4 protein-coding genes and 1 pseudogene are annotated in these 4,020 nt (G+C 31.1%); all 5 read left to right on the top strand.

What is annotated here, in order from left to right; all coding sequences use genetic code 11:
• The first annotated feature begins 33 nt into the window (after window positions 1-33).
• Entirely contained in the window at window positions 34-288 is a 255-nt protein-coding gene (locus tag IR173_RS17890; RefSeq protein ID WP_237040865.1) for an NVEALA domain-containing protein, read from the top strand.
• A gap of 79 nt (window positions 289-367) precedes the next feature.
• Entirely contained in the window at window positions 368-1,525 is a 1,158-nt protein-coding gene (locus tag IR173_RS17885; RefSeq protein ID WP_237040864.1) for a 6-bladed beta-propeller, read from the top strand.
• A gap of 368 nt (window positions 1,526-1,893) precedes the next feature.
• The gene (locus IR173_RS17880; protein ID WP_237040863.1) at window positions 1,894-2,148 is read left to right on the top strand and encodes an NVEALA domain-containing protein; all 255 of its coding nucleotides are present in this window, start codon (window positions 1,894-1,896) and stop codon (window positions 2,146-2,148) included.
• Window positions 2,149-2,172: 24 nt separating this feature from the next.
• On the top strand, window positions 2,173-3,306 hold the full coding sequence (locus IR173_RS17875; protein ID WP_237040862.1) for a 6-bladed beta-propeller: 1,134 nt from the start codon (window positions 2,173-2,175) through the stop codon (window positions 3,304-3,306).
• A gap of 416 nt (window positions 3,307-3,722) precedes the next feature.
• Window positions 3,723-4,020 (top strand): annotated as a pseudogene (locus IR173_RS17870) (hypothetical protein); the annotation flags it as partial.

The raw sequence follows: 4,020 nt of genomic DNA, 5'->3' as shown, positions 1-4,020 counted from the left end.
AAGATTAATAAATCATCGAAAAAACAAAAAGAGATGAAAAAGAATATTTTAAAAGCAACAGTTGTTGCTGCGTTTGCTCTGATAGCAGGATTTAATGTGTATAACTCTCAGAAATCAGATGTGATGTCTGAGTTAGCTTTGGCTAATGTGGAAGCATTGGCTAGCGGTGAAGAAGGTATTGGAAAGGGCTTATTGTATGGAACAGAGCCTGATGAGAATAACCAATGTCACTATTGCTGCTGCCCCGGTGATAACGATTGCGGAGCTGCAGCTTGTAGCGGATGCTAAATATTTACTAGTGGATAATAGAAAACATTTTATGTCTTTTCTCACTAATCTTTCTATTATCCACTAAAATTTATCAATTATGAAATTATCTATAATTACATTATTATTAATATTATTGCTATGTGGTTGTAGCACAAATCCTCAAAATGAGAACGGTAAGTTTATAAGGATTGACATAGAAAATTCAGCCAATAATCCATTCAATTTATCAAATCTTTCAAAAGAGGTGAGTTACATAAAACTTGAAACAAATGATTCATGTTTAATAAACAGTATAAAGGCAATATTCTATATTGACAATCAGATTATAATTAGAGACAATAACTCTATTTTATTTTTTGACAATACCGGAAAATTCCAATATAAAGTTAATCACCAAGGTGATGGACCAGAAGAATATCTTCGATTATCTGACTTTGATATTTGCTCTAAGAATGAGACAATGCACATATTGGATACGAGAAAAAAACAAATATTACAATACGATATGAAAGGGAAATTTCAGAATAAAAAAGATATTAATTTTTGGGCCATTGGGATGCAGCTTTTTAATGATTCCACGAGTATTTTATATAGTGGGAATCAAATATCACAAAACCAAAGTTATAAATTTACAATCTATAATAACATTAAGCAGACCGTATCGGGTGGATTTTACCCTATTTCTCAGAAAAAGTCCAATTATCTACATGTTCATAATAACAGTAATTTTAGTAAATATGGAAATGAATTCTTATTCTACGAATTGTATAATGACACGATTTACACTTTAACTTCAACAAATTGCATCCCTCGCTACTATCTAAATTTTGGCACTTCAAGAATTCCGAATTCATATTTCGAGAAAGATTATAAAAACATCATGGAATTCCAAAATGAAATGAGCAAAAATGTTTTTTCATATGGTATAAGTTCATTGCTCAACTTTCACAATAATATATTGCTCTCTTATTTCCATAATAAGAAAAAACACTTCCTCTATTATAATAAAAACGATAATAGTAATGTATCTTTCCATCAAATAACTGATCAAAATCTATTTAATGATTTCATCATTGATATCAAGAAATATAAAGTGAACTTTTATTCTTACGAAAATTATTTATTTACTATTTTCGACAATGAACTCTACATAGACGGGAATAGTAAAATTAAAGACAAAAAAATACAGGATGAACTCTCGGCAGTTAGCATAGATGATAATCCAATTATAAGAATTTGTAAAATTACCGATTAATAATTATGGTATCATCCGACTTGCATCCTTCAAAACAGAAAAGCAGAAACGCAAATTCACCTTGAAGAGCGTAAAAAATAGCAATAATCAAAAGCATTCTCTGCTTTGTTTAAAGATAACAGAAAGGATTATAAAAACAGTAAAACTCATGAGAGCAGAAAGAGGGTGGAAATAAACATATTTTTCTTTGCCGGAAGATGTTCTTCCCACCCTGCGACTCTCTTCTAAAAGAAAGGAGTGTTATGCCAATGCAAACTTAGCGTAAATTATCAGAATAAGCAAACAGAAGAGTTGCTTTTTCTGCGGTGGAGTTCTTTCCGATAAAAGATGAAAACAAGATTAATGAATCATCGAAAAAACAAAAAGAGATGAAAAAAAATATTTTGAAAGCAACACTAGTTGCTGCATTTGCTCTGCTGACTGGGCATAATATACATAATTTTTTTAAAACTGAAGACATGTCGGACTTGGCATTAGCTAATGTGGAAGCATTAGCTGACGATGGTGAAGCAGTAATCACTTGTTCACGTTCATGCTCAGATGGAATTGGCAGATGTTACATCAGAAGTAATTCGGGTCATTGTGCATTTACCGGTTACCAAGACGATTCATGTAGTTGCTAGTCTATTTATTTAAATAAAAAGAAGATGAAAAAATACATTCTCTCAATACTCACAATAATAGCATGTGTTTCCTCCTGCAATATTAAACCGATAGATAATTTTAAAGGCATTACATTGAAGGTCAACTTAAAAGGAGATACTGTAAAGTTTGGTGATTTGTTTTCTAAAATGGAAATTATACCTTTAGAAACATTGGACAGTTGTTTAATAATGAATATTGAAAAAATTGAATTACACAATAACCAATTGTTTATTTTTGATAATTTGAGACCTGCTTTATATGTATTTGACAAAAAAGGAAAATACATAAAACAGATTGGAAAAAAAGGAGAAGGTCCTGATGAATTTCAGGTAATAACAGATGTATTTATTGACAAAACAAGAAATGTTATATTATTCTTAAGTCACTTTGGAAGTGTGCTAATTTATGATATAGAAGGCAATTATATTGGCCGAGAAATGTTACCCATTAAAAATAATTATTATTCAATTGCAACGACAGGAAATAATAATTGGGTATTATGGTCATGTGTAGATGCAGATGAAAGCGGCATAACTGTTGTTAATAAAGATTCAATGCTTCCCATTTATGAAACATGGCACAATGACAGAATGTTAGATATGGGATTAATGAAGCCCTTCTACCAGTATAATAAAATATCTTTTTTTTCATCTGCATATCAAAATACAGTATACCAAATTAAAACGGATAGTTTAATAAGTGCATATAAATGGGATTTTAACAAAGATAATATAAAAAGTGGTATGCTCGAAGCATATTCTAAAATAAAAAATGGAAGTAAAAGAAACAACAAAATATTAAAAGATTTAGAAGAAGGAATACTTCCATATTCAATGGAAAGGCATAATCAAAATGAGCAATATTATTATGTAGCTTTAAGAAAAGGAGTCGGTATAGATCGTCCCTGGATTAATGTATTTTATAGAAAAAAAGATCATAGTACTTTTGTTTTTGAACAAATAGAAGAAGGGGTTAGCATTCGTCCAATATTGTTCACAAATGAAGATATTATTTCGACTTTATTACCCGAAGATTCTTTTTCATACAAAAAAATGTTACCACAGAACGAGTACGAAAAAATAGTATCAAGGAACTCGGACGACAATCCATGTCTAGTAAAATTATCTTTTAAATAGAGCAAGGAAGTGTTACCACGTATTATATTTATAGTGTTGTTACTTTGGATATGTTTTTCCTGTAATAGAGGAAATAATATCAAAGAGAAAAATATCATTATACAATGGGAAAATAAAGAAATCATTTTTCCAGATAGTCTTAACTTTGTCATTTTCGGAAAACAAAATACCAAGCATTTGATTCATCAGCCCGAATATAAAATAGTTCAATATGTAAATTCATCAGCATATATTTCATTATAAGTGCTCCCGAAGCACAAGGTGGCCATTCCTGGAATGTCATAAAGAATGAGACCGGAATAATCCCTTTTGAATATGATGAGGGAAAGGTTACTCAAGGATATGATGACAAACGCTTAAAAGGCAAAATATACAGACAGTGTTTTGGCAAACAGAAAAAGGATATAACGGGAATAATGGACAGGTCGGAGATACCCGCTATCTTAAAATTTCCCTACATAAAGGATGTCACCGGTGAATATTTCGGCGAAAACAGTGTGGAAATAGAAGTAGATGAGACTGAATGTGGACAATATGCCTATTTGGGAGTCTTTTCTTTTCCGGGCTGGAAGGCTATAGATATGGCGTTACACCAAAATGGGAAAGCCATGATAAACAATATAGAGCCTGATGTCATTTATGTACCTTTGGCTTCTAATCATAATGGAAGTGTGTTTCATACAATAGGATTCCCTTTCTGGCTGACAGATAAAG

This window comes from Phocaeicola faecalis (assembly GCF_021730445.1).
Lineage (GTDB): Bacteria > Bacteroidota > Bacteroidia > Bacteroidales > Bacteroidaceae > Phocaeicola > Phocaeicola faecalis.
The sequence above is the reverse complement of the archived record's forward strand: the minus strand, read 5'-3'. Positions and strand labels throughout refer to the sequence as shown.

Excerpts from the sequence above, each read along its gene's own strand:
- IR173_RS17875 (WP_237040862.1), top strand. The coding sequence starts at position 2,173 with ATGAAAAAATACATTCTCTCAATACTCACAATAATAGCATGTGTTTCC.
- IR173_RS17885 (WP_237040864.1), top strand. The coding sequence starts at position 368 with ATGAAATTATCTATAATTACATTATTATTAATATTATTGCTATGTGGT.
- IR173_RS17880 (WP_237040863.1), top strand. The coding sequence starts at position 1,894 with ATGAAAAAAAATATTTTGAAAGCAACACTAGTTGCTGCATTTGCTCTG.
- IR173_RS17890 (WP_237040865.1), top strand. The coding sequence starts at position 34 with ATGAAAAAGAATATTTTAAAAGCAACAGTTGTTGCTGCGTTTGCTCTG.